This window comes from Pantoea sp. X-Soil-TKNS-1207, assembly GCF_059730485.1.
In genome coordinates this window covers 155043-180970 of record NZ_AP035961.1, presented here as the reverse complement: position 1 = coordinate 180970, position 25928 = coordinate 155043, and the positions used below count along the sequence as shown (strand labels likewise).

The 25928-nt window shown below is 46.0% G+C and carries 26 protein-coding genes; 13 read left to right on the top strand and 13 right to left on the bottom strand.

The annotated features are described in order from the left end of the window. The first annotated feature begins 2689 nt into the window (after positions 1-2689). Positions 2690-3514 carry a nucleotidyltransferase domain-containing protein gene (locus AC6I8V_RS26730; protein WP_497847122.1) on the top strand — a complete coding sequence of 275 codons (825 nt, stop codon included), beginning with the start codon at positions 2690-2692 and terminating at the stop codon, positions 3512-3514. A gap of 105 nt (positions 3515-3619) precedes the next feature. Beyond that, positions 3620-4927 (top strand): DUF1173 family protein, encoded by a 1308-nt coding sequence (locus AC6I8V_RS26725; RefSeq protein WP_497847121.1) that lies wholly within the window; start codon positions 3620-3622, stop codon positions 4925-4927. A 201-nt stretch (positions 4928-5128) separates the two neighbouring features. Here the strand turns inward: AC6I8V_RS26725 and arsC are convergent, their stop codons facing one another. Next, positions 5129-5557, bottom strand: a complete 429-nt coding sequence (gene arsC / locus AC6I8V_RS26720; protein WP_497847120.1) for a glutaredoxin-dependent arsenate reductase — start codon at positions 5555-5557, stop codon at positions 5129-5131. A 219-nt stretch (positions 5558-5776) separates the two neighbouring features. On the opposite strand from arsC, the gene yajD reads away from it, so the two are divergent. From yajD to AC6I8V_RS26705, 3 genes are all read left to right on the top strand, one after another. Then, positions 5777-6124: an HNH nuclease YajD gene (yajD, locus tag AC6I8V_RS26715; RefSeq protein ID WP_497847119.1), complete on the top strand. Its 348-nt coding sequence runs from the start codon at positions 5777-5779 to the stop codon at positions 6122-6124. A 600-nt stretch (positions 6125-6724) separates the two neighbouring features. Beyond that, entirely contained in the window at positions 6725-7708 is a 984-nt protein-coding gene (locus tag AC6I8V_RS26710) for a DUF1852 domain-containing protein (RefSeq protein ID WP_497847118.1), read from the top strand. 27 nt (positions 7709-7735) lie between these two features. After that, positions 7736-8767 carry a methionine synthase gene (locus tag AC6I8V_RS26705; RefSeq protein WP_497847117.1) on the top strand — a complete coding sequence of 344 codons (1032 nt, stop codon included), beginning with the start codon at positions 7736-7738 and terminating at the stop codon, positions 8765-8767. A 120-nt stretch (positions 8768-8887) separates the two neighbouring features. Here the strand turns inward: AC6I8V_RS26705 and AC6I8V_RS26700 are convergent, their stop codons facing one another. Next, the gene (locus tag AC6I8V_RS26700) at positions 8888-9001 is read right to left on the bottom strand and encodes a DUF3037 domain-containing protein (RefSeq protein ID WP_497847116.1); all 114 of its coding nucleotides are present in this window, start codon (positions 8999-9001) and stop codon (positions 8888-8890) included. Between the two features lie 220 nt (positions 9002-9221). Between AC6I8V_RS26700 and AC6I8V_RS26695 the strand changes: the two genes are divergently transcribed. The 3 genes from AC6I8V_RS26695 (at position 9222) to AC6I8V_RS26685 (ending at position 10597) form a co-directional block, all read left to right on the top strand. Next, complete coding sequence (locus AC6I8V_RS26695; RefSeq protein ID WP_497847115.1) at positions 9222-9581, top strand: type II toxin-antitoxin system RelE/ParE family toxin; 360 nt, start codon at positions 9222-9224, stop codon at positions 9579-9581. Continuing rightward, positions 9565-9888: a helix-turn-helix domain-containing protein gene (locus AC6I8V_RS26690; protein ID WP_497847114.1), complete on the top strand. Its 324-nt coding sequence runs from the start codon at positions 9565-9567 to the stop codon at positions 9886-9888. Before AC6I8V_RS26695 ends, AC6I8V_RS26690 begins: the two co-directional genes overlap by 17 nt. A gap of 316 nt (positions 9889-10204) precedes the next feature. Continuing rightward, positions 10205-10597, top strand: a complete 393-nt coding sequence (locus AC6I8V_RS26685) for an SDR family oxidoreductase (RefSeq protein ID WP_497847113.1) — start codon at positions 10205-10207, stop codon at positions 10595-10597. 80 nt (positions 10598-10677) lie between these two features. Here AC6I8V_RS26685 and AC6I8V_RS26680 read toward each other — a convergent pair whose 3' ends face one another. Both AC6I8V_RS26680 and AC6I8V_RS26675 read right to left on the bottom strand, forming a co-directional pair. Continuing rightward, positions 10678-11208 (bottom strand): GNAT family N-acetyltransferase, encoded by a 531-nt coding sequence (locus AC6I8V_RS26680; RefSeq protein ID WP_497847112.1) that lies wholly within the window; start codon positions 11206-11208, stop codon positions 10678-10680. 336 nt (positions 11209-11544) lie between these two features. After that, positions 11545-12924, bottom strand: coding sequence for an MFS transporter (locus tag AC6I8V_RS26675; RefSeq protein WP_497847111.1), 1380 nt, complete (start codon positions 12922-12924; stop codon positions 11545-11547). 270 nt (positions 12925-13194) lie between these two features. On the opposite strand from AC6I8V_RS26675, the gene AC6I8V_RS26670 reads away from it, so the two are divergent. Both AC6I8V_RS26670 and AC6I8V_RS26665 read left to right on the top strand, forming a co-directional pair. Beyond that, positions 13195-14106 carry a LysR substrate-binding domain-containing protein gene (locus AC6I8V_RS26670; protein WP_497847110.1) on the top strand — a complete coding sequence of 304 codons (912 nt, stop codon included), beginning with the start codon at positions 13195-13197 and terminating at the stop codon, positions 14104-14106. Positions 14107-14289: 183 nt separating this feature from the next. Next, a complete protein-coding gene (locus AC6I8V_RS26665) occupies positions 14290-14757 on the top strand; it encodes a GNAT family N-acetyltransferase (RefSeq protein WP_497847109.1) in 468 nt (155 codons plus the stop codon). Positions 14758-14837: 80 nt separating this feature from the next. Here AC6I8V_RS26665 and AC6I8V_RS26660 read toward each other — a convergent pair whose 3' ends face one another. Beyond that, the gene (locus tag AC6I8V_RS26660) at positions 14838-15542 is read right to left on the bottom strand and encodes a 2-phosphosulfolactate phosphatase (protein WP_497847207.1); all 705 of its coding nucleotides are present in this window, start codon (positions 15540-15542) and stop codon (positions 14838-14840) included. A 288-nt stretch (positions 15543-15830) separates the two neighbouring features. On the opposite strand from AC6I8V_RS26660, the gene AC6I8V_RS26655 reads away from it, so the two are divergent. Further along, complete coding sequence (locus tag AC6I8V_RS26655) at positions 15831-16142, top strand: cupin (protein WP_497847108.1); 312 nt, start codon at positions 15831-15833, stop codon at positions 16140-16142. Positions 16143-16628: 486 nt separating this feature from the next. Here AC6I8V_RS26655 and AC6I8V_RS26650 read toward each other — a convergent pair whose 3' ends face one another. Beyond that, positions 16629-17309 carry a helix-turn-helix transcriptional regulator gene (locus AC6I8V_RS26650; RefSeq protein WP_497847107.1) on the bottom strand — a complete coding sequence of 227 codons (681 nt, stop codon included), beginning with the start codon at positions 17307-17309 and terminating at the stop codon, positions 16629-16631. Between the two features lie 92 nt (positions 17310-17401). On the opposite strand from AC6I8V_RS26650, the gene AC6I8V_RS26645 reads away from it, so the two are divergent. Then, positions 17402-17563, top strand: a complete 162-nt coding sequence (locus AC6I8V_RS26645) for a hypothetical protein (protein WP_497847106.1) — start codon at positions 17402-17404, stop codon at positions 17561-17563. Between the two features lie 135 nt (positions 17564-17698). Here AC6I8V_RS26645 and AC6I8V_RS26640 read toward each other — a convergent pair whose 3' ends face one another. From AC6I8V_RS26640 to AC6I8V_RS26615, 6 genes are all read right to left on the bottom strand, one after another. Continuing rightward, positions 17699-18421 carry an SDR family oxidoreductase gene (locus AC6I8V_RS26640; protein ID WP_497847105.1) on the bottom strand — a complete coding sequence of 241 codons (723 nt, stop codon included), beginning with the start codon at positions 18419-18421 and terminating at the stop codon, positions 17699-17701. Next, complete coding sequence (locus tag AC6I8V_RS26635) at positions 18418-19452, bottom strand: isopenicillin N synthase family dioxygenase (protein ID WP_497847104.1); 1035 nt, start codon at positions 19450-19452, stop codon at positions 18418-18420. Before AC6I8V_RS26635 ends, AC6I8V_RS26640 begins: the two co-directional genes overlap by 4 nt. A gap of 362 nt (positions 19453-19814) precedes the next feature. Next, positions 19815-20498, bottom strand: a complete 684-nt coding sequence (locus AC6I8V_RS26630) for an O-methyltransferase (protein WP_497847103.1) — start codon at positions 20496-20498, stop codon at positions 19815-19817. A gap of 126 nt (positions 20499-20624) precedes the next feature. Then, the gene (locus AC6I8V_RS26625; RefSeq protein WP_497847102.1) at positions 20625-21311 is read right to left on the bottom strand and encodes a ZIP family metal transporter; all 687 of its coding nucleotides are present in this window, start codon (positions 21309-21311) and stop codon (positions 20625-20627) included. A gap of 146 nt (positions 21312-21457) precedes the next feature. Beyond that, on the bottom strand, positions 21458-22030 hold the full coding sequence (mntP, locus tag AC6I8V_RS26620) for a manganese efflux pump MntP (protein ID WP_497847101.1): 573 nt from the start codon (positions 22028-22030) through the stop codon (positions 21458-21460). A gap of 999 nt (positions 22031-23029) precedes the next feature. After that, complete coding sequence (locus AC6I8V_RS26615) at positions 23030-23632, bottom strand: NAD(P)H-dependent oxidoreductase (protein WP_497847100.1); 603 nt, start codon at positions 23630-23632, stop codon at positions 23030-23032. Here AC6I8V_RS26615 and AC6I8V_RS26610 point away from each other — a divergent pair. Next, a complete protein-coding gene (locus tag AC6I8V_RS26610; RefSeq protein ID WP_497847099.1) occupies positions 23603-24607 on the top strand; it encodes a LysR family transcriptional regulator in 1005 nt (334 codons plus the stop codon). The genes AC6I8V_RS26615 and AC6I8V_RS26610 overlap by 30 nt on opposite strands. A gap of 306 nt (positions 24608-24913) precedes the next feature. Here the strand turns inward: AC6I8V_RS26610 and AC6I8V_RS26605 are convergent, their stop codons facing one another. Further along, positions 24914-25831, bottom strand: coding sequence for a LysR family transcriptional regulator (locus AC6I8V_RS26605; RefSeq protein WP_497847098.1), 918 nt, complete (start codon positions 25829-25831; stop codon positions 24914-24916). Positions 25832-25928 lie beyond the last annotated feature (97 nt).

Genomic DNA, 25928 nt, shown 5'->3' with positions numbered 1-25928 from the left:
AACCTTACCAGCATACGAGCGGAAATCAAAGCGCACATGACCGCAAACCTTTTGCACACGACCGGAAACGAATTGCATATGACGGACAACAATCTGCATATGACTGATAACCCTGACTGGCTCCCAGGCCAGACAGCACAAGGCTTACAGCGCAATGGGGATCGTTTTGGCAGTTTTGGATCGATATTAGATCGTATTAAGATCGTATTACTGGATCCAGCCTGTTGATAATGGGGATAAGTATTGCGCTGCCACAACCCGAAAAAAGCAGGCTTTGGTGCCATGCCAACATGAAGTGATGATCATGATGGTGAGATAACCCTTGTCTGTCACCAGGGGAGTGATCGTACGGGAACATTCGGCCCTACGAATCGGTACACCAGTAGTTAAGATCCAGGTATCCCCTACATAGCAATGTAGCCTGCTCAGTACTTAAGTGTGTTTTGTTTACTTCATTCAGGTTGCGCAGGCCTCACGGTATCAAGAACATTACATAAAGGGAAATTGGAGAGAAATTCCCATAAGAGAATACAAATTAACTATTTGATATATAGTAATATTTATTGAATATTTCAGACTGAAATACCCATTACTCAGCCTGAGACAGGGGTTATACATATTCGCGTAGATGGAAACTCAGCATTAGCCGACGTATATGTTAATACTCTACCTGACACTACGTAGTAGTTGCAGAGCTTTATCTGACCCGCATACAAATAACAGTTCAGCAAAATCCCACTTTTCGTTAACTGGAGATAACTGCGGATGTTTCTATTCTTCTGCTAAAAAAGCACATGACAAGGAACATCAATCAGATCAACAATCTTGCCAGCTTAGGATCTGTGGAGGCCGCTCACTTTATTGCTGAGCTGATTCAAATCCTTTTCTCTGACATCACATCCTACGATCCGATGCAGTCTGATTCTTCTAATTCAGACTGCACCACCCTCCCCCTCTTGACCGATTTCACCTTAGTAGTCTGGTACCGCTGCTGGATATCTCAAACCTCCGTTACATCCTCCTGAGTTCTTATCGTTTCCAGACAAATGGCATATTGAAGACAGAACAGATCGGTACCTGCCAGAGTAGCGAAACGGATAGACATTCATGTTTATAGCAGATGACTCTGGATAGCCATTTATTCGTATTTTTATACAAAAATCCCATATTGATTTCATGATTATCGCATTGATTTAAAAGTATTTAATTTGATTATTTCAGACTGAAATTCCCTCAATATCCCTGTGTGACAATTTAAGAATCGATGTAAACCGATAAGCCTTTCGCACCAGCAATAAACCAGTCCGGACTGTAGTCTTTAATTCCCACTGCCCTATTCTCTCAAAAAGACAGAATGCGAATAAGTCGAGGCGACTACAACATTTGCCATGACTGAGGGGGTTTTAAACCTGGTTGAGCGGTTCAGACAACGACATCGAAATCACCTCAAAAATAGGACGCCCCTGTATCCAGCGGTACACTGGGACATTATGACCGATAGCAAGAATGGAATAGTCAGAGGCCCCCCTTCTGAACAAGTCAGTAAATGGATGTGGTGAGGAATGTGATAAGCACAAATCATCATTGTCTGTGCTACACAGCGGGTTTTGTCAAAATAAGCCGGTTAAACTGCGTATCTACCTGATGGGCAGAAACCGGGATTTGTGTCGGAGTAGCAGAAGAGATTTTCAGCTGATAACCGAAAAGACATACATCGGCTTAGGCTCACTTTGTTAAATCTTTAATCTAAGCGATTTTGAGCGCATTTAGACCTGGAGTCATGCCATTGGGTTATAGCGGTTGAGATAACGGCTCTGAGTGGCTCCTGTAAAGCCACTTTTACCCGGCCTTTTGCGCGATCTTTTCATTTTGTGGGTTTTGAGCTGCGCTGTTCCTGAGAAAACAATCGACAGCAACCTACTTTGAAACCTTCGCCGCCGGTTTCTGCACCACAGTAGAAAACACTGAAGACGGTTCATTAGTGAGATTTCGGCAATCCCGGTTCATCAGAGTGCGCACATAGGTGTTATTCCGCTTTCTCGCCCGACAGACTCGCAAAGCTCGCTAATCGGTGCTGTGGGAACGGGTTCTGCATTAACAGAAGAATGCCCTGTTCACTCCCTGACTTACACGAAGACTTAAATGGTTTCGAGGCTAAAAGAATAAACTGACGCTGAAGGTAAAACGAACCTTGTTAACTGACCCCATCAATTGATAAGGAGAATTGTGTTCTAGGCAAACATAGATGGAGCGATGATTTTGCATCCGGGAGCAATGGGCTGATTAACTTTCTGTCTGCCAGATGCAACCTGCGTTGCTAACCTGTCAAATCCGTTCAGGCTATCGAGAACCGTGTTCCATCCATCCGCTGAAGCTAATCCTGCGTTTGTCAGGTCAACTCCAGAATAGAGGGAGGTAACAGAACCCTGTGATGCTTTTATGGAGATACCCGCCTGAACTTCCCGAAAAAAGCCGTTAAGCACCCACTTCGATTTCACGTCTATCATGATGAAAATAATGAATTTTTTTATAAAATTTCAGACTGAAATTCCCAACCTCCTTAACACCTGAGGCGCGTGGATTTGATTTACCAAAGCTCTGGACCGCCACTGTGGCAGACCCTGATAATAAGGACATAACAGGTTTATCTCCACAACACGCCTCAGCGTGTGTGGCCAGCGGAGGCTCAATGGCTGTCGACCAGAACGGTTATATCATTGTTCCCGGGTTTAACGGATTGCAGGCTGCCTTTTCATCTGTCGTTCGTGATGTTGTTGATGAGCTGATAAAACATCATGGCCAGCTGATACACAGCATCTATCTTTATGGCAGCATCGCGTCAGGAAAAGCGGTTAAGGGCATTTCGGATCTTGATTTAACCATCGTGACGCACACAATCCTCTCCGACGCTGAGTCAGTGGCATTCACTGAACAACGCCACATGCTTGAACAACGGCACTCTGCTATTACAAAAATCGATTACGATTTTGGTTGCCTGCCGGAGGTGATGAACGAAGAAAATGCTTACAGCTGGGGATACTGGCTGAAGCATCACTGTCTCTGTTTATGCGGGGATGATTTACGCATGCATTTCTCACCCTTCAGACCTTCCCAAAACATTGCTGAGGCGGTTAATGGTGATTTTATGCATGTGCTGGAGAATTATGACCGGCTGATCAGTAGCACTGATCAAATCAGGGTGAGCCAGCAACTTCAGCGCAGTGCTGCCCGTAAGGTGATTCGGGCAACCAACCTATTGCGCGAAGATAATGAGAAAGGCTGGCCGGAAACGCTGGAAGATCACGTTGCCCAATTTGTCAGGCAGTTTCCTTCTCTGACAGAAGAAATGGCATATTGGTTAAAGGAAAGCCGTGAGCCGGAAGATGAACCGGGTATGTTTGTCGAAAGGCTGCGTACCTTCAGCTATTGGCTTAATGCGGAACATCAGACACGACAGAGTCAGCAGACTTGCCGCAGTTACGGTTGCGGACATAAGTCGCAACGGCTGGATTAACCACCTGTAATGCGGAGAGGCAGCCGCTGGCACTCTCGCCATCAGGTCCGGCTGCCTGACGTATCTTCCACGAAATATTCATGAAACATGCTAAGGAAGGTGACGATGCCAGTTAAAAAAGAACCCTGGGTCAGTATTCATATCCTTTCTGAAGATCGGGCCGTAAAATTCTCGCCCGAACGACGTAACACTTCTCCTGCCGCTTATCAGGCGTGTCTGAAGAAAGCGCGAGACACCCGCTATATTGCCACCTGTTCCTGTGACAAATACCGGGAACTCAGGCTGTATATTCGAGCAGAACCTGGAGGGGAGCGCTTCTCCCTGAGACGCTTTCCACATACCGGGCCTCAGCACGCGCCCGATTGTATTTATCACAGCAAGATTGATACTGAGGGTGGTGCTCGTACGTATGCCGGTGAGGCTATCAGAGAAGATGCTGACGGAACTGTCCGGATCAGGCTGGGTTATTCGCTCAGGGTGGCGCCGGATAAAAGAGAGCAATCAGAACCCGACACTTTGCTTCCGCCAAGGCGACAACAGGCGAACGCGAAACTGCCGCAAATGACACTACTCGGGCTGCTCCATCTGCTATGGGAAAACGGTGGTATCAATGCCTGGACTCCGGCTTTTGAAGAACGTCGCACCCTGGAAACGGTGATTAGCCGTCTTAACACTGAGGCTCAATGTGTCCGTCAGGGAAGGACTCGTCTGGATGACGTATTGCTTCTGAAGGGACGTCGTCAGGACAATTCGGCCAGAACTGAATACGCGATGGAGAAGCACCGGAGACTGGTTGTTATCTCCGAGCTGGAGAGCTGGTCGGCAGCAGCGGAGGCGGGGAAGGGGACGTTACCGCTCGGGCGATTCATTGAAAATGGTATGCCTTTCCTAAACATTGATGATGCCCGCTGGCAGAACACGCTGACGCGCTTTCCACGGGAAGTAGCCTGGTGGCGTAAAGGGGGCAGGGTAATCCTGACAGGAGTGACCGACATCCCCGAGCAGAGCGGTAAATACCGTCGCGCTCTGGTTCGCCAGGCCTGCCTGATGATGGTCAGCGAACAATGGATACCTCTGGACTCCGCCTTTGAAGGCATCCTGGCCGACCGGCTGGTTCGCGAACGTCGTGCGTTCGTGAAGCCTCTTATTTATGATTCAGCAGAAAATGAATATCACCCGGATTTTTGCCTGACGGATTCACCGACGGGTGATATCTTTCCTGTGGAGGTCTGGGGGATGGATCATGATGATTATCAACAGCATCGCGCCGATAAAACGATGTGGTACAACACAGAATTTCCCCGTTCCTGGTGGTCCTGGGATGCCATTGCGGACCCGACGGGAGAACGTATGCCTTCACTGCCAGAGCGTAGCGAGTATTACCGGAAGAAATATCCCTTCCCCAGTGCCTGATCATTCCCGGACATAACTGTGAAAAGAAACCTGGGGCGGGTTAAAGCAGGGCAGGGGGCTTGAGTTTTGATGGGGGTTCAGCAACAGAACCTTTTCAGCTTAACCCTGAATCATCCGGTTGGATCAGGATAATTGCGCCTGCATGTTGTGTTATATCCCTGATCTATAGAGTCGTCTGATAAGGGGCCAGGGGCAATTTCATTATCGGGGGACGCGTTTGCCGTCAGCATCGATAACGACCTCGCCATCCTCTTTCGTGAACGGGCCGCGTTGCGCGTCGGGGAGGATATCCAGCACCACTTCCGATGGGCGACAAAGCTTCGTTCCCAGCGGCGTGACCACAATCGGGCGATTAATCAGTATCGGGTGCGCCAGCATAGCGTCCAGCAGTTGTTCGTCTGAAAAGCTGTCACTGGCGAGACCCAGCTGTTCATAAGGCTCTGTGTTTTTACGCAGCAGCGCCCGCACGCCGGTTCCCATCGCCTCGATCAATGCCCTGAGTTTATCCCGCGATGGCGGGGTTTCAAGGTAGAGAATGACTTCAGGTTCGTTGCCGCTGTTGCGGATCAACGCCAGCGTGTTGCGCGATGTGCCGCAGGCGGGGTTGTGGTAGATGGTGATGTCGGTCATGGCGAAGTCTCGCGTAAAGGGTAGCAATGATGCGATAACGCACTGAATTAGCGCTTATTTATAGAGAGTCAGACGCGAAAATTTACAGGATTAAACTATGTGGAAATTACCGCTAAAAATCAACATCCTGTTCCTTTGCCATCTCTCCTTCTATTGCATTATGGGATATATTGGGAGCACTATCTTAAAATTATCTCTTTGTAACAGGTTACATCGGCAATGGCTCTGATTCCCAAAAACTATACGCGGCTGGAAAGCGGCTACCGTGAGAAAGCACTAAAAATCTACCCGTGGGTCTGTGGACGCTGCTCGCGTGAGTTTGTTTATTCCAACCTGCGCGAATTAACCGTTCACCATATCGATCATGACCATACCAATAACCCGGAAGATGGCAGTAACTGGGAGTTGTTATGTCTGTATTGTCATGACCATGAGCATTCTAAATACACTGAAGCTGACCAGTACGGCACAAACGTTGTGGCGGGAGAGGATGCGCAAAAAGATGTTGCGGCAGCCACCTATAATCCCTTTGCCGATTTAAAGTCGATGCTGAATAAGAAGAAGTAATGTCAGCAATGTCCGTTTCTGGTATCTAATTGCCCGCAGCAGGGCTTTTGGCTGGCTATGAGCGAGGAACGGACAGTCGCAGTGCAGTGACCCATGCAATGCCCATCGTTTGAGTGCCGGGCATGAGAAACTGAAGCGTTACCGGGAGCGCGTATTGAGCCGATCGTCCCGCATCGTGGCATAATCAATTGTCGCTTTCGGCCAGCTTCGAACCGAATCCAGAATAAGTATCTGCATTACAACTCAGTCCTGACCGCGCAGGCTAGCCTGAGGAAGTATGAATTGGGATAACTTACACCAAGCTGTGCCCGCTTGCTGGCGGGCCATCGCCACTATAGCCAGCCGCTCTGAACCCATGAATTCCAGAGTTCTGCAACAACGCCGCTCCTGACCCTGCACCTAATCATGAAGATGCCTCATGCTGCAATGAAATTAAATCACTTTTACTCAATCAATGACTCAGGCATAAAATAGGCATTGTTATTGGCTATTGAAAATATGAAAACTTCTGAAGAAGAAAGCCAAAAAATAAATTAGGAAATCCTGAAAAGCAAGTAATGAAATCAGGTTTTACGTCAGAGATTAGGATACCAGATTACAATGAATAACGACTTTACATTCGCGATTAAAAGCATTTCTTTCGATGAAAATTATAACCCTTCAGAAAGTACGCGCATCACGACCAACTTTGCGAATCTGGCCAGAGGTGATAAACGTCAGGAGAACCTGCGCAACGCCCTGGTGATGATTGACAATCGGTTTAATTCTCTGGCGCACTGGGATAATCCCAAAGCTGATCGCTATTCTGTTGAACTTGAAATCATTTCCGTTGAGTTGAATATTGGTGCTGAAGGACGCAGCGATACCTTCCCGGTGATTGAAATATTGAAAACGAATGTTTTTGATAAGAAAACTAACCAGCGCATCGAAGGTATCGTAGGAAATAATTTTTCTTCTTATGTGCGTGATTATGATTTTAGCGTGTTGCTGTCAAAGCACAATAAAAACCAACCTGAATTCAGCACGCCACATAACTTCGGCAATCTGCATGGAAATATATTTAAATGCTTCGTGAACTCAGATGTTTACAAAAAGAACTTTAACAAGTCGCCGGTTATTTGTCTGAGTGTCTCAAGTAAAAACACTTATCATCGCACAGGGAATGAACACCCTGTACTGGGCATCGAATATCAGCAGAATGAACTGTCCCTGACCGATCACTATTTTAATAAAATGGGATTGCAGGCGCGTTATTTTATGCCGCCAAATAGTGTTGCACCTTTAGCTTTCTATTTTACCGGTGATTTGCTTGCTGATTACACTAATCTTGAACTTATCAGCACTATCAGTACGATGGAAACCTTCCAGAAAATTTATCGACCAGAAATTTACAATGCTAATTCTGCAGCAGGAAAAGACTATCAGCCAAACCTGAATAACCAGGATCATTCATTAACTCAGATTGTTTATGATCGGGAAGAACGTAGCCAGTTAGCTATTGAGCAGGGGAAGTTTACTGAAGAGCACTTCATCAAACCATACCAAACTATTCTTGAGCAATGGTCTGCTAATTCTGTTCTTTGATTAAACGAAAATATAAGGTCATCTATTATGAAAAAATTATTACCCACGTCGACAGCTGGCAGTCTGCCCAAACCTTCCTGGCTCGCGCAACCAGAGACACTCTGGTCACCCTGGAAATTGCAAAATGAAGAATTAGTTGAGGGCAAACAGGATGCGCTGCGTTTGTGCCTGGAAGATCAGCTACAGGCAGGCATTGATATTGTCAGTGATGGCGAGCAAACGCGTCAGCATTTTGTCACTACGTTTATTGAGCACCTCAGCGGCGTTGATTTTGAGAAACGCGAGGTCGTCAGAATTCGCAATCGCTATGATGCGAGTGTACCGACAGTGGTTGGTGCTGTGGCGCGTCAGAAGCCCGTTTTTGTCGAAGATGCTAAATTTTTACGTCAGCAAACCAGTCAACCCATTAAATGGGCCTTGCCAGGTCCGATGACGATGATTGATACACTCTATGATAGCCACTATAAAAGTCGCGAAAAGCTCGCCTGGGAATTCGCCAAAATTCTTAATCAGGAAGCCAGAGAATTAGAGGCTGCGGGTGTTGATATTATCCAGTTCGATGAGCCTGCATTTAACGTTTTCTTTGATGAGGTGAATGACTGGGGCATTGCCGCTTTAGAAAGGGCCATTGAAGGACTCAAATGCGAAACGGCTGTACATATTTGTTATGGCTATGGCATCAAAGCCAATACCGACTGGAAAAAGACGTTGGGAACAGAGTGGCGACAATATGAAGAAGTCTTCCCAAAACTGCAAAAGTCAAATATCGATATAATCTCACTGGAATGCCACAACTCTCGTGTTCCAATGGATTTAATTGAACTTATTCGTGGCAAAAAAGTGATGGTTGGAGCCATTGATGTGGCAACCAATACCATTGAGACAGCAGAAGACGTCGCCAATACAATCCGCCAGGCACTTCAGTTTGTCGATGCGGATAAGCTCTATCCTTCTACCAACTGCGGCATGACGCCTTTATCTCGTCAGGTAGCAAGAGGCAAGCTGAATGCGTTAAGCGCAGGCGCAGAAATTGTCCGCAGAGAAATTCTGGCTAAATAACCTCGATAAATAGCCGATCTCCTGAAGGAAACTCAGTCCGGGTTGAGCGATCAGAACAATCGCCAACTATCTCAGAGCACCAACCGGACTGAGTGATGACGAGCAGGGCACAATCGCTGATTAAGCATCGTCTTTTTTAGTCATCTGAAAATAAAAGTATCTTTCCTCTGAAGCGCAGACTGCTACCCCCACGTTCACAAACTCTTCAGTTCCCGGCGAAGCAGAAAATCTCACATTGCTGTATAAGCCAATCTGCTCTCATATGCTGCTGCTCCAAAAATCATCGTCTGTTGCCACCGGAAGGCGTTTTTACAGTAACTCGTGTCGCTGACAGCGGATTTCCGTGGTCAAATTTACGACGAGAAATTTCACCATCAAACTGCTTTTCATCAAATCAAAAGAGGAGCAATATAGCACCTGGTGCTACACTATAACCTGACAGGATGTCGACATAATGCGTGTGTTCAAGACAAAATGGTTTACCAGGGCGGCAAAATCGCATGCCATCAGAGATAGCGAACTATGTCAGGCCATAATGAATGTGATTGAAGGCAAAGGAGATGATCTCGGTGGCGGGGTATACAAAAAGCGCCTTAACCATAATCGGGACCGCTCAATCATTCTGGCGAAAGGCGGGACACGCTGGATATACGCTTTTCTGTTTGTCAAACAGGACATGGCGAACATTGATTCTCAGGAACTCTCTGGATTCCGTGAACTGGCAAAGCATTACGCTGCTCTCTCAGATCAGAACATTGCAGCACTCATGAAGATTAAAGAACTGGTGGAGATTTGCCATGACTGCAAAAACTAAATTCAAAAGTCCTGCATTTGAAGCTATCCATAGTGCAGCTTCCGGGATGTTTAAAGCGGGTGTTATCCCTCAGGAAACCATGCGGAACTTCGATGCAACCTGCATCGAAAATGTGGAGGAGCTACAACCATCTGAAATAAAAAAATTACGAGAAAAATTCAACGTGAGTCAGCCGGTTTTTGCCCGTTATCTGAATACCAGTGTTTCGACAATTCAGAAATGGGAAACGGGGATGAAGCGCCCCAGTGGGATGTCTTTGAAACTGCTCTCTGTGGTGCAAAAACATGGGCTGGAAGTACTCATTTAAGCAGGCAAGTATGCATGGACCAGATCCATCCGATAAGCATCCAGTGGGGCGATAGCTTCTATCGCGCAAAACAATTGGAGTAAGTTCCGGGAGGCATTCAGCATAAATATAAAAGGGTCTATTATGATTATTATTTGTTGTTTCACCTGCAGAATCAATCTGGCCAGAATGAGTCTGCTGTTAGTTTAAGTAAATGGCGTAAACGTTGCGCTTCCTTCGGCGGTGAATGTCCAAAGAAACGTTTAAACTCCCGATTAAACTTTAATCAGCCTTAGCAAGGTCTCACCCAGCTCATCTTTAAGCGCTGCGGATTGTAATGTTACTGAGCGGGTCACTTTTTCCTCTTCCTCCGATAAAGAATCCCGGCAATTATCGTCAGGTTGAGCGATATGGAAAGCGCCAGCAAAGGGTTTTCCGGAGACGCAATGGTATTGCTGGTAAGCAGATCCATCCACTGCTTTTAAAACTGGGTGAGAATAAGTTTGATGTGATCTTTCTGGTCGCAGGGATATTTGGCCCCTTACATCAGTCGGTCCAGCACGCCACTGATGACGAGTTCCAGCAGATAATGTTGACTAATACCTTTGGGCCGGTGCGCGTGGCGCGCAGTTTGCTGCCTTTGCTGAAGCCAGAAGCCACGCTGGCGTTTATCACGTCACATCGGGCCAGTATTGCCTTCATACCCAGCAGGGAATTTTTCTGGATATAGCGAGTGCAGGCCACACGGTATTGTCTATTCATCGGGATGGGTTGCAACTGCGATGGGGACGCTGGACGGCACCGTGGCTGCTACCTGAACTCTTCTTTCAATAACCCAAAAACCCAGTCATCTTGCCAACTGCCATGCAGGAAATAGTTTTGCCTTAGCGTGCCCTCCTGCTGAAATCCGACCTTGAGTAATGTCCTGCGGGAGGCTTCATTTCCTGCAGTAACGGTTGCTGTTAACTTGCGATACCCCAGGGTATGGAAAGCGAAACGGGCAATATCTTTCAGCGATTCACTGCCAAAACCCTTCCCATGAAATTCGGCAGCGAGGATAAAACCTACTTCTGCGATGCCGTCACCACGATCAATAAAGCCGGTTACACCAATCGGTAAATCAGTGTCCTTCTGGCTCATCACCAGGCACAGCCAGTGTTCGCTGCCTTTATGCCAGGGTTGCAAACGTTTCTCGAAAGACTGGGTTCTGATCTCCTCATCCGTGCGTGAATCACTAATAAAATGCATTACATCACGGTCCTGGTTTAATACCCGGAAAAATGACCAGTCAGTATGTTCGAGGCAACGATAATCAAGCCTGACAGAAGAAATATGCTGCATGAGTTATTTCCTTATTTCACTTTAACTTCCGTTAAGACGAACGGTTGGTACCGAACGGAATTTCATCAATACTAATTAATACGTCGCAATGTTTGCAACGTCTGCTTCTGGCACAGGGCTGTTGTAGCAACCCTGGCGGCCTCAGACTTCAATGGACTTGAATCATCTACTTTGATACGTGCTTTCCAGGGTATCTATGAAAAATACGGTTGTACCGCCTGGTCGATAGCTGTTGAGATGAACCGATGCGGGACTGGAACAGATAGTCGGAATCGCGAAAATGAGTAATTTTTATCCATGATATAAAACACGTTGATACTTTCAAGATAATGACCGTTACCTATTTACCTTTAAAGTTTTAATTGGTTTATGTTCCGGATAAATAAAAAACATTGTCAATACTAATGCCAATACATATAGGGGAAGGGTAATTTCCATAGCAACGTGCATACCCTGTATGGAGAATGCTTGGTTACCTACCAAACTGCCCAGGATTGCAACCCCCATAACACTCCCACTTTGACGGGCAGCACTGATCATCCCTGAAACAATACCCTCATGGCCAGGTGGCGCGGATGACATACCTGTTGCAACAGTCGCAGGTGCTGTAGAGGAGTTGCCAAATCCTATCAGTAGCATTGGGATTATTACCGCTATGTATGTGCTGGCAGAGTTTGTAAACCCTAACCAGGTCAGACCTATTAACGATATACCTAACCCAACCGCAATCGGTATAACAGGTCCCGTCCTGGCCGTAATTCTCCCACAATAAAATGCGGTTAATGCCATAACGATTGCCTGCGGTAGTAAGGCAAAGCCTGTTGCTATTGTTGAGTACTGTTTAAATTGCTGGAAGTACAAGCTAATAACAAATAGTTGCCCATAAAAGCCAAAGTTTATTATCAAACCAATAATTGTTACAGCAGTAAACTTTCGAATACGAAAAATGCCCTTAGGGATCATTGGCGATTTTGAAACATGCTCAATAAGTAAAAATATCACCAATACGATAAAAAACAAAATGGCAGATAACTCCACTTGTGTCGATGCCCAACCAGTTGACCCGGCAGCTATAAAGGTGTACGCAATTGAACCGAGAGCGATGGCGATAAAAATCTGTGAAATAGGATTCATTTTACGATGTACTAATTTCATCTCTGGAACATATCGCTTTGCCATAAACAGCCCTACGGCTCCAAACGGAATATTCAAATAAAATGCCGATGGCCAGCCAAAATTTGCAATCAGAATGGCCCCTATGACAGGGCCGGCTGCAATCGCTACCCCCCCGACGCCAGCCCAAACACCATATGCTTTTGCTCGTTCTGAGGGGTCGATATATATTCCCTGCAATAGGGTTAATGAGTTAGCGACCAAAAGAGCAGCACCGATACCCTGGAGTATTCGTGAAAAGACCAAAAAGGGTAATGATCCTGCTTCTCCGCATAAAAAAGAAGAAATTGTAAACAGAAACAAGCCAAAGCAAAAAATCTTCCTGGGACCCATTCGATCCCCAAAAGATCCGGAGCTTAGCAAAAATGCTGCGAAGGAAACCGTATATGCCGCGATTGTTAATTGAAGCCCACTTAATCCTATACCCAGATCAGACTTCAAGCTAACCAGTGCCACATTCACAACGGTTGCATCTAAAGTAACCAAAAAGAATCCCATTGAAACTATTATTAATACAAAAATACGGTTTGAACTCTCTCTCATAATTTCCCTTTCTTTTATGCAGTGATTTATTGCAAGACTGGGTTGCTTATATTTTTATTCACATCAAGATCCACTCATCATGCTGTTCGAGATAGCGGGCAGCAAATACTGTGCGTTTCCGCCAGGCAAGAGTGAAATCGGTCAATGTCATAGCCCCCATGCCATGACACTATCTTTTGATCTCTGGTCTGAAAAATGATTTTTTGACACGGTAGCTTGATCAAATGTTATTGTTGTCTTCTTGCTCTCCCCTTTACTGGAATAGTTTTCATGAGAAGGATACTCCCAGGTACCTCTGCACTTATTGCATTTGAAGCCAGTGCCCGACATAACAGTTTTTCCCGGGCAGCATCGGAACTTTTTGTCTCAGAAGGGGCTGTAAGTCGCCAGATTTCGCGATTAGAGGCACAACTCGGAAAGACACTCTTCCTGCGTCTCGGAAACCGTGTTGAATTATCCAGACAGGGTTTACGCTACGCGTCCGAGGTGCGAGAGCTTCTTGGAAGGCTTGAACAGGAAAGCCTGCGCGTGATAGCACAGCCTGAGGATGGTGGCATTTTGGAGTTAGCTGTCGTCCCAACTTTTGCCAGCCGTTGGCTGATTCCTCGTCTGGAACGATTTCAAAAACTGAACCCTAATATCATTCTGAATCTTTCAGAGAGAACAAAACCATTCCCCATGTCCGGTAGTGGATTCGATGCTGTTGTGCATTTCAATCACGCTGCCTGGGTTGGACATGATGTACGGCCATTATTCGAAGAAATTTTAATTCCAGTCTGTCGGCCGGGGCTTATTGACAGGCAAGCAAATGACCTTTCTACATTGGTACTACTCCACAAACGTAATACTCCGAATGCCTGGCGTGATTATGCAAGCTCCAGCAATCTTGCCATCGAAAACGCCGTTGCTGGCCCCAGATTTGATCTTTATTCAATGCTAATAGATGCTGCTATTGCAGGTCTGGGGGTAGCCCTGGTACCTAAGGTGTATGTGGAAGCAGAACTGTCCTCCGGATCATTGCTCATGCCCTGGTCTCATCATGAGACAGGGAACACCGTTGTCGTTGTGACAATGAATGATGCAGGCGATGATCCTAACCGGGAAGCCCTTGTCCAGTGGTTGGTGGCTGAAGCTGAATCATTTTCAAGTATAGATAGCACTGACTTGCTCCCGACTGACTAACATAGCAATGTCGGGTTCTGGTATGACGTTGCCTTGCAGGATCCTGATACCTCTATGAGAGAAAAGCTGAAGTTTTGCCTGCGTGAAAAGTACGTGCAGGCAAGGCGCAACAACGCAGACTGAGTAATTTTTTCTATCCGGTGGTAAGGTAAAAATTCCTTAAATCATCCGGATAAGTAAAAAATGACCCACTTAGCCATACAGGAATGGAATAAGCATGACTATCTGATAAGCACAGACGCAGAAAAGCTAAATGTGCAGGCTGTTCATCAGTATTTAACCCGGTCAACGTGGGCTAAAGGCATCGATCTTGAAACCGTCACGGCTTCAATCCAGAACAGCCTTAACTTTGGTCTTTATCATAAAAATTCCCAGATTGGTTTTGCCCGTCTGATAACGGATTACGCGACTTTCGCTTATCTTTGCGATGTATACGTGCTGGAAGAGTACCAGGGCGATGGGCTGGGAAAATGGGTTATGGAATGTATTCATAACCATCCGCTTTTTGTAAAGCTACGCAGGATCATGTTGTTCACAACCACAGCGCCCTGGCTGTATGAAAAGTTTGGCTATGAACCGGTCAATCGGGAAAATTATGCGTGGGCAATTACCCGGCCAGACATTTACAGCCATAAAAAAAATCATAACTGACCAGCGTTGTCAGTCTGATGTGGATAGCGTGGCTTTGCTGGCGCACCGGTTGCAAATACGCTTCACTCTGCGCTATTCGATTATGCCAACCCGGATGCATAAAAATCACCATATAACCGGCATTCCAGCCGGGCTGCATCCACTTCAAGACAGAGAGAAACGTCTTCGTCAAACCCGCGCTGACGAAGCTCGCGCGCTGATGAACACTCGCGAAGCAGCAGCAGATTTTGCTTCTGGTGAAATTGCCAGGCAGCGACCGCCGCTTGTGCTTCTGGTGAACAATTACCGTCCCCCATCGCAGCGATAATGCCGCCAGCGGCTACGTAATCCTCAATCGAGGGTCGCAGGCTGCCATCAGGCCACTGCTCTCCACAGGGAATGACCAGGACACGTTTAAAGCGACGACATGCTTTCGCCGTTGCAGACAGATTCCTGAAACAACCGCTAAAAACCGCAACCCCTGCATCCCGCGCCCGGAATGAAACTGCCGAGCCGTTAGGGGACGGAAGTACCAGCCTTTCGCCATCGCTGATGTTTCGGATCGACGCTGGCGACAGGCTGTAACCTTTACCGCTGAATCTCCGGTCCGGGCTGGCTGTCATCGCCCCGATTTTCTTACCATATTCAATCGCGGATGCGTCTTTCCACGGATACGGCCAGATACGGGCGCCATTATCAATTGCCAGACTGACACAGGTAGAGAATGACATAACGTCAACGATGACAGCGCAGTCGGCTTCCCCGGCCAGATAATTTACGGCAGCTAAGCCCCACTCAAGGCGAATCTCAAATCAGTCCTGACTGCACCATTGCATGACGTTTCTCCGTTACAGGTTGCCGTTGGCGCAAATTTAACATGGCTGTGTACCGACGCATCTTTGAGATCCCAAAAAAACCATGCCTGCTTAGGGTATCTGGCCGTCCATGATCGGGTTTCCAGCGAGCGCGATGAGCGGGAAACGGACGTAACGGTGACAGATCCGGCCAGGAAATGTTAAAGGTGTTGAATCAGGCTATCCCGCCAGGTAATCCTGCATCGTCAGAGTTAATTTACATTTACGTAAGGGGAAAGCATGAAGTTTTATTGCAGCAAGGAATTTACTGGCTCTAAAGCCTGGGAATCTTTACCTGTTGCCAGTTTCGATAATATCAGCGTAAAACTTCACTGGACTGATCAACCGTACAAATGGCATATCAACGATGGACATGAAGTTTTTGCTGTTATGGATGGTTGCGTAGAGATGCTCTATAAAGAAAATGGACAGGTTAAAAGCAAGATTCTGAATACAGGTGATATTTTCTATGCCAGTGAAGGGACAGAACACGTTGCCCATCCACAAGGAGCCGCTCGCGTCCTGGTTATCGAAAAAGAGGGATCTGTTTAGATTCATTTATCACACCATCCGGGCTGAAAGAATGGGGTTCCTGTTTGCATTCGCGGCGCACATGGCGCGGATCGGCTTCTGCAATGATGGCATCATCTGCCAGAATTCCACCTTTGCCGTAATTAACGGCAAAGTAATAGCATCAGCTTATAAAAATGCCGACGTGACTGTCGGCAAAAATCATGTTTTCAAATAAACTCATCACGAATCAGTGATAATGCCAAAATCAGGCAGATGTATCTTCAGACTATGTTGTTACTTCTTATTGACCCTGGTGATGGCCGTTATTTCCTTATGTCGCTACCAGTTCCGCTGGATAAATTCGGTTAGCCAATGGAGGGTTTTTATCCTGATGGGCAAAATGCCTTTAAATTTCGCAGTCATTTATATGTCTGACAAAAAACAAAGTAAATCGAATTAAAAATAACCCCTATGAATTCTCATAGGGGTTAAGAGTAATAATTATCGGTGATAAGAAATAAAATACTATAGAACAATATGATAGGGCATAAATTCATGGAATCCATTTTGGTAGCAGAAAAAAACGAGCTGATCACGAGTGTCAACTCCGAATTTTTCTTTAAGATTCTTTAAGTGAAAATCATGGGAAGATGTGGAAATACCAGCAAGCTCAGATATCTTCTGACGCGAAAATCCCTTAAGCAGGAAAAACAATACCTTTGATTCCGTGATAGTCAGGTCGAAACCGGAATAGTTACAAACTTTCATGTTAGAAGCGGTTCCTGCCAGGTTGCCAAACTCAACTGAGCCATTAAAGACGAGTGCTGTCGCGATCGTGCCTGCGGGTATACCACTTTTTGAGTAAATGACTTTTTTACTTGTGAATAAACATGTTTTAACAACCCCGCACAGCGGTTCAATAACATTATATTCTAAGCCGGCCAGGATATCTTTTTCATGGTTGATGTAAATTTTTTTGTTTTCAGCCCATGGCATTTCTTCGTCGCTCAGGCCGGGGAGGGATTTCGGTGCATATCCTGAGTAGTTGCTGAATACCAAATTAGAAGCAATGAATTCATGGTTTGAATTTTTCACCAGCATGATACCGGCATTCCAGTGAATGATCGGGTGATCACAAAACCATTCAAAAAAGAGTTCATTGACTTGAGGTTTCAACGAATGATCTCTACTATTAATATTAGTCACATCGAACCTCCTAAATTCAGAAAAGGATTTTCTGATAAATATTCTCTTTGGAAATATTTTCAGGATTTCAGCTACAATGGACGGTAAATTTCATGAAGAACAAAGAGAAAAAACTGAAAACATTCCATCTCCCCCAACAAAAAGGAAAATTGTCTGACTACTGGGTCGCTATTTGTGAGGGCGACGTGGAAGGCGCAGAAACAGAGAAGGAAGCCATAAAGAAAATCCTCAATAAGCGAAAAGACTTACACTGAATATTGTGATGGAAAACTATTTCTGGCAGTTAACAGGAAGTTGGCCATTATATAACAGAAGAATACGGACAGGTTTACTGGCCAATGACCAATATGGTAATTCTGGCGTGTTAGTGGCTTCCTTCCTGGAAATGACTAGTTTTGCTGCTTTGTTGGCGCAATTTTCAGGTCCCGAACACAGACTGACTGAGGGAGTTCATATGAAAATATGATGCTATCAATAACATCTTTAGCGGAAATCACACCGCCTATGCTCTCTTTCCAGTCAATATAATCCTTTTTTACAACGTCATCACTGATATGGCTGATAAGCTCAGTTTCGGCAGCACCCGGAGAAATAGTGATAACCCTGACATTATCAGGGGCCACTTCCCAGCGCACACTGTCTGATAAACCATGCACGGCGAACTTAGTCGCACAATATGCCGCATGATATTGGTAGGTCTTCTGCCCCGCCAGAGAGGATATGTTGATTATTGTACCGGTTTTTCGTTTCCGCATTGAGGGTAATACGGCCTGCATACCATTTATTACGCCTTTAATATTTGTATCGATCATTTTTTCCCATTCGTTATGATCCTGAAATTCCAGTTCTCCCAGCAGCATAACTCCTGCATTATTTATAATGCAGTCTACATACCCAAACATCTCTTCAGCTTCACGGACAGCCCGAAAAACCTGGTCACGGCAGGTGACATCGACTTCAAAGCACAGAGCATTTTTAAGATTCATTGCGTGCAATTTGTCTATTCTGCGGGCTAATAAAGCGAGAAAATAACCTCTGTTGCTGAGTTCTCTGGCAACCTCAGCCCCAAATCCGGAACTGGCACCCGTTATAACAACCAGCTTATTCCTCATATAATATGACTCCATTTTCCATAATATTTCTCCGCAACATCAGGATGAGATCGGAGTCTTCCTTTCATATAGTTAAGGCCAACATCTCTGAGAAGCGGGTTGTCTGGATCGGTTTCTATAAAAGATGAATCTGAGGCCAACTCATTCGGCAGGTTAAAAACGGGCACCACAGAATCAAGGCTGGCACCTAAGAAATAGGCAACTGAAAGACGGTCATTTTTTCCTTCCGGAGCCAGAACCCGATGCACCGTTGCTTTCAGATACCCATTGGTCGCTAATTCCAGCAATTCTCCCAGATTGACAACAAAGATGTTTTCAACAGGTAAAACATCAACCCACTGACCATCGTTAGTCTTCACCTGCAAACCTTTATTCTCATCCTGTAAAATTAATGTCAGGAGACCGGAATCTTTATGTGCGCCAACGCCCTGAGTATTTTCTGCTGATTCACAACGTGGGTATCTGATGAGTTTAATATGTTCGTTTGGCGTCTCACCATAGATATCATCAAAGGAAGTTTCCGGTAAGCCCAAACCTGATGCGAGGCTTCTGAGCAATTTTAACGATATGCTGGTCATGATACTGTTATAGGCGAGAAGCGTTTTTTTCATCTCCGGTAGCGATTCCGGCCATTGGTTATAACCATGCAGACCCATCCAGATGGGGTCTTCTTCCGTCAGTTTGTGTGGTTCTCTTTCAGCGCCTATATCAAATTGTTCTCGCCAGTCTGCTTTCCCGTTGGTCTTTTCATTTCCTGCTCTGTTATATCCTCTGAAATGAGGGGAGTTAATCATGGAAATCGAGAGTTTTTCATGTTCCGGTAACAGGAAAAACTGCCTGGATAATTCCTGAACTTCTTTCAGAAAAGCAGGAGATACACCATGTTCATCGAGGTAGAAAAAGCCGACTTCATGCGCAGCTTGCTTCAGTTCGCAAATAAAAGTTTCTCTGTCACTCGTGCTTCCGTCTAACAGGGATAATTTTAAGAGGGGTATTGCTGCCATTGTGAATCTCTCCGTTTTGATATTCATCACTCAGCCAGAAAATCTTTTGCTTATCGCGTATAGCCGAGTCAGCAGAGATTTAAGATCTTATTTCCACAATTACCACAAGGTAACTATCTGGACCAAAGTATAGTTTAGTGATTGTGAGATTGATCTCATTTTGAGTGGGGACCGCTGTAATGTTTATCACGGCCAGAGGGGGCGGAAAACCCGCAGGTGTGTTCCGGCTCATTTCGCTTCTGAGCCTGACTAAAGGCTTGCAAATGTCATCGGGTCACAATGTGGGAAAGAGTAATATGCCATGAGGTACGGGACGTCTTATCAGGCACGGGTCGAGATGTGAAAAACCGCCTGATGGCGGCTGAGCTATGTTTTGGTAAGGACGATAATTATATGGCTTTAACTATCGCCATGACGAAAACATCCCATCCTTTTTCACCGACAGTTTGTATGGCTGTAGCTTCAAGGCGCTCGTCTTCTGAAATCATCTGAATAAACTCTCTCAGACCCCGCACGTTAGGATCGTTACTATCAGAATCAATTACACGGCCGCCGCGCACCGAGTTATCCCCCACGATTACAGTACCTTGCTTCGAGAGTTTGATTGCCCACTCCAGATAGCGTGGGTTATTCACTTTGTCGGCATCGATAAAAATGAGGTCAAAGGGGGACGAAAGCGTGGGTAAGACATCAAGTGCGGCACCAACATAAAGCTCAACCCGATCAGCCAGTCCGGAATTGTTAATATTCTGGCGGGCAACCTCTGCATGGAGCGCATTAAATTCAATGGTGGTTATATTTCCAAGTGGGGGCAAAGCTTCAGCCATCCAGATTGTGCTGTAACCTCCAAGCGTTCCTATTTCAAGAACACGGACAGCGCGTGTCATTTGCACGAAGAGCGCCAGCATTTTTCCCTGTAATGCAGAGACATCGTGCGTGGGTAATCCTCGCTCTGCGTTATTATCGAGTGCGAATTGCAACGCTGGTCCTTCAGGGGCGAGCTTTTCGGCGAACCAGGCATCGACCTGCGCCCATTTATCAGCGTCTCGGGAAGGATAATCAGGGGTTCGCATACGGGTCTACTCTCCTTTAGTGGTCTTATAAGCAGTTTAGATCCCATTTGTTACAGCCGCTGGCACGTTAATTCCTGCCTGAAGATTAAAGAATGTCCATTTTGACAGGCAGCCACCCGTAAAACGTCAGAGTCCTTCCTCAATGAGCATCAGGATCATGAATCCCGCAAAGAACATCGCGGTTCCAAGTGGTGTATCCCGGTCGCCCTGGTGCGCTTCAACCAGCAGCTCTTCCGTTACCAGATAAAGCAGAGCCACCAGACCAAATGAAAGGAAATAGGTCAACCAGAACTCGCCCAGATGAGCAACGGGCGTACCCACCATGGCTCCAATCGGCAAAAGCAGCGCGATACCTGCCACGGCAAGAAGCACCTTGATCTTGCTGCCAAGCATCGAACTCAAATCACCCACTATCGACAGACCCAGAAAGAGGATTTCAAGCGTCAGTGCCAGAGTCAGCATTATGCCGGTTTTCACACCTGCCGCGAAACTTATCCCCAATACCAAGCCGTCAATAAAGATGTCGATACTGATGGCTACCAACATGCCTGACTTACTCGCTGCCTTCTCACCGTAATGCTGAATAAGCATCATCAGAATAACACCGGTCACACCACCTGCCAGCACTGCCATCATCGAGTGCTGTTTAAGGCCTGGGAGCACTTCGGTAGCCGCTGCGGAGAAGATAACACCAGCGGTAAAATGGTGTATCAGGCTCATGGTTTTTTCGCCGGGCTGACGGAGAAGTGCAGCACCGGCACCTGTTATCGCGGCGCTGACAGGGAGGAGGGTGTAAAGCAGCGTTAAAAACATGTGGCGATCCTTTGTATAAGAGTAAATTGCCTGACAGGAAAGGAAGATCACGATGTCAGTTAGCAAAAGAAAGGCGCAGATTAATCGCGCCTGACATCAATTCCTCTCAGGCACCTGGCGTCCTGAAAGAGGTGCTGGGATGATGCTTAGTTAAGCAAGCCCAGATGCTCAACGAGGATCGCGCTGCCAATCCCGATCAGCACCACGCCGCCGAGAATCTCCGCCCATTTGCCGATCTTCGCGCCAAGGAACCGACCAAGCAGCATACCGCTGGACGCCATCAGAGTCGTAGCCGCGCCGATCGCCAGCGCAGTTACCACGATGTTTACCTGCAGGAATGCGAGTCCTACGCCCACGGCCATGGCATCGAGGCTGGTCGCAACGGCGGTTGTGACCAGGAGCCAGAAACCATGGCGGCGCGGAGCCGCTTCCTGTCCGTCAGACTCTTTGCGGATGCCCTCAACGATCATACGACCACCCAGCACGAACAGGAGAGTGAACGCGACCCAGTGATCCCAGTTCATGATGAACTGGCTGGCCGCAAGCCCGATGCCCCAGCCGATAACGGGAGTAATGGCTTCGATTACGCCGAAGATCAGGCCTGTGCGCACTACCTCTTTAAAAGATGGGCGCTGTAATGAGGCACCTTTACCCATGGCGGCGGCAAAGGCGTCCATCGACATGCCAAAGGCCAGAATGATCACAGCATAGAAGCTCATAACTGATTCCCGGATAGGCTCTCGAAGCGGGGAGGAGAGCGTTGCGTTTTTAAGAGGCCGCTATCCTGCCATAAATAATTAAATAAAAAACCTTAAAATTCAACAAGGTATAGTAATGGCTAAGTTTGATAGCCAGGGCTATAGATGCCGATAAATTAACCTGAATGGAGTGTTTGCATTGGCAGATGAAAGGTGGATGCAGGCAATCTCTTAATATTCACATAGTAATTGGCTGGTAAGGTGAGCGAAAACATCCCAATGGGATCAAGTCAATGTTAAATACGCGTGATCACAAATATATTAAACGTCCGCTTCTGGCACAAAGCCGCCTGTTGAAAGGGGAGAAGTCCGCTATGAGCGAACAGCGGAAGTTATACCATTATCGTTGAGTTGCTTGTCTAATGACATGTATGCTTTCTGCCCACTCCAATTTTGAGGGACACATATGCTACCTGAGTGAGGCCTTCGACATGAGTAAAATGATCTCAAGACTGAATAACGAGAGGGCCTGAGGGATAAAATTCACAGGCAATCTCTGCTTCAGGCAAAAAATTCACCTGAACCCTTAATTAGCTATGAGCGAACAGTTGAAGTAGGAAATTCTTAATTTGACAGGATATTTGTTGAGTAAAATGTTGCATTGCCTTTACCCAGCTTTGATTTTTAAGCAAAACAATCAGAATTAAAACTATCGTTAAACAAACCATTTTAATGAACCCTCATCCTTTTTTATAAACCACAAATGCACGATTGAATATTAGTAACTTGCTTTTTAGCTGAAAAATTCATATTGCAAGCTCATGTACCGCACGCAACAGGGGCCTGTTCTTTTCAAAACTTCGTTGGATGTACTATTTTGAACAGACCCAACACTGGCTTGTTTCAGTTATATTTAACTCTGTATCAGCGTTACTTTCATTCAAGGTAATCAATTTACTAACAAAATAAGCATGAATATTCATCAAGTTATCCTGATGAAATTAAAATTAGCGATTTAATTCAACCGTAGGTTTGGTTTTCTAATGTATCAATACTTTTTTCCGCCTTCCCCGGCGTTACCGATATCCATTTTTTTAAAGCAGTTGCGTATTCATTGCAGGCATTGCTCAACTCTTCATAGCTCAACTTCCCTGCACGGTATGTGATAAATGGTTCATGCAGGATCAGACCGCATCGATTTGCCGTAGCACGCAATGGAGCAAGTAACTCAATCATAGTAAACAGGTTACGCCCACCTGATGTATAAGCATCCGCGGTATTTCCAGCGGTTGCTGCAATCATCAACGGCGTTCCTTCCAGAAGCTTCCCTTCCTTTTCGTATTCCATGTAAAACATGCGGGTAAACACCACGTCCTGCCAGAATTTCATCAGTGACGGCGTTGAATACCATTGCAGCGGAAATTGAAGCACTATTCGGTCTGCGGCAAGGAGTCGCTGGGCTTCATGTGCGCTACTTGCGGAAAAGTCGAGGCCGTTAGGATAGAGCTTATACATATCAACAATCTCTACACCGGGAATCGTTGCGGCAGCCTGAATGAGTGGCAGATTCGTCGTTGAGCGTTCAAGTTGAGAATGAAAAATGAGAATTACTGTTCGTGTCATGGGCTACTCCTCTGGTTGATTGCTAAACGATGCCTTTTACTGATAAATTACTCCAATCTATTTTTCATCTTATCTATTATTCGTTTTATGAATATAAGAAATGTTGATCTCAATCTTCTCGTTGTGCTCGATGCCTTGCTTGATGAAATGCATGTAAGCCGCGCTGCCACACGACTATGCCTCTCACAACCCGCAGTTTCCGCAGCGTTGCAGCGATGCCGCCTGCTTTTCAATGATGATTTATTGTTGAGAGGAAGAGGAACTATGCGGCTCACACCCAAAGCGCAGTCTCTACGCGCACCGCTCAAATCAGCATTAAATAGCGTTTCAAAACTGATAAACCCTCCTGAGCTTAAGCTTGAGGAAATTAGTCAGGTCGTGCGGATCATTATGGCTGATTATCCCGCTTTTTTTATTGTCGCGCGCTTACAGTGTGAATTACAGGTCAGCGCCCCCGGAATAAGTCTGGTTATTCAGCAGTGGAATGGACCCGATCAAACGAAAGCTGCTTTACTGAACGGCTCAACAGATTTGGCCGTTGCAGTCATTCCCGGTAGCTCGGATGAAATCATCAGGAAAGAACTGCTGAACGAGCATTACGTTATCGTTATGCGTAATAAACACCCGGCCATTAGTGGTTTCGATCTCAATAAATGGTTAGCTTACCCTCATATACTTGTATCGGGTCGGGGAGAAACGCATAGCTCCGTGGATGATGAACTTCGTGCATTAGGTATGCGCCGCAAGATTGGTCTTGTTGTTCCTGGCTTCAGCTTAATCCCCGATGTTTTAGCTGGTTCCGATATGGTTGCGCTTGTACCATCCCGCGTAGCGCATGAGTTCAGGAATATCACTGTACTTCCTCTCCCATTGACATTTGCAGGTTTTAATCTACAGCTTGCAATTCATCAGCGCCGGGAAAGTGATATCGCCTTAAAGCATATAAGTTATCAGATTGAAAATATGCTTAGTTAATTACTCGTTTACGAAAAGGCCTTTAAAAGCAAGGTCGATTGGCTTTGTATTTTCGATTTATTTTCACCTGACCTTTTTAAATAATCTCTTTCATCTGATTATAAATCTCAAAGCTTAATAATCCTGACTTTAGCAAAAAAAAGTAAAAATGGAGGGAGTTACCTTATTCTGCTCGAATCATACTAACAACGTCCGCTTCTGGCACATAGCTGCCGTAGTAATGTCCTAAAGAGCACTTTCGCGCAACCAGCAGGCAGTCGGGATTCATTGTGCCAACTGAACTCGTTGTAGCGATCTAATACCGCCTTAGGTTGTTAAGGATATATTGCTCAATTCCTGATGCATGAAATCAATGAGTGCTCTTGTTTTAGCGGGCAAGTAACGCCGGTCTGAATAAAGTGCGAACAATTGCAATGGGGCTGCCGATTGTTCAAACCCCACCTCGATTAACCGTCCATCGCTGATGTAGGGCTGGCAGGCTTGTCTCGACAGAATGGCAAAACCGACACCGGCTACCGCGGCTCGTCCTGCCATCTCTCCGCTGTTTACCCGATAATGCCCTTTAACCTTAATCGTCTCGAATGCCCCTTTTTTATTGACAAACTGCCACGCAGCACCTTTCAAAGCACTTACCGTTGTAATACAGGGTAAATCTTCAAATTGCTGGATATGAGAAGGGGTGCCATAACGCTGAATGACGGAGGGGGCTGCAACAATGGTGCAAGGGATAGTCACCAGATGACGGGCGATGTAGTCACTGTCATCCATCTGACCACGGGTAACGATAACCGCTAAATCCAGGTCATCTCGCAGGGATTCTAAACCTGACAAATTGGTGACACAGCTGATCTCCAGATCCGGATACTGACAGGCGAAATCGGCAATAACAGAGCCCAGCAATGCAGGACCTATTTCATTGGGAATACAGATACGTAATGGGCCATTCAGTTGCATTTGCCGCAACGTTAATTCTGTTTCCGTTTGCTCAAGCGCCTCCAGTAATGGTTTCGCTCGGGTATAGAGTAGGTGCCCTGCCTGGGTGAGTTTCATATGTCGGGTGCTTCGCTCAATGAGCTGAAGATTCAGTTTTTCTTCTAACTGAGAAATACACCGACTGACATTTGATGTCGGCATTTCAAGGCGTTTCGCTGCCCCAACAAAACTTTCTCGTTCAACCACAGCAATGAAGACTTTCAGCGTATTAAAATCAAGAGCCGGACGCATCAACTATCCCATATATGATAATAATTAATGCCATTTTTACCATATAATTAACACCATTGATATCAGTTAAGATCAGGATATCTTTCATCCATAGGTT